Raw genomic sequence first — 533 nt, forward strand, 5'->3', positions numbered from 1 at the left:
GTTGCGAATGCCGGCAACGTCACGGTGGACGCCACCGGCAAGCTGACGGTGAACGGGGCCACGATCAGCGGCACCGGCACGGTCACCGGCAACGGCGAGATCGATCTGACCGGCGCTGCGGTGCTGAGCGGCGGCATCCTGAACAACAATGCGGCCTTCAAGGTCAGCGGCACCGGTAACGCGCTGGACCATGAGACGATCACGAATGCGAGCACCGGCACGATCGAGGTGCTTGCCAGCGGCGCGCTGACAATCGACCAGAGTTCAACCGTCGCCAACACCGGCAACGTCACGGTCGATGCCAACGGCAAGCTGACGATCAATGGCGCCACGATCAGCGGGGCCGGCACGGTCACCGGCAATGGCGAGATCGACCTGACCGGCGGCGCCGTTCTGAGCGGCGGCATCCTGAACAACAACGCGGCCTTCAAGGTCAGCGGCACGGGTAACGCGCTCGACCACGAGACGATCACGAATGCGAGCACCGGCACGATCGAAGTGCTGGCGAACGGCGCGCTGACGATCGACCAGGG

General features: G+C 65.7%; 1 protein-coding gene. It reads left to right on the forward strand.

The genetic code is table 11. The features are described from left to right. On the forward strand, positions 1-533 hold a 533-nt coding region (locus tag AC0L3J_RS37335), incomplete at both ends, for a hypothetical protein (RefSeq protein ID WP_473350424.1).

It is taken from the genome of Bradyrhizobium sp. Kon37 (assembly GCF_055807535.1).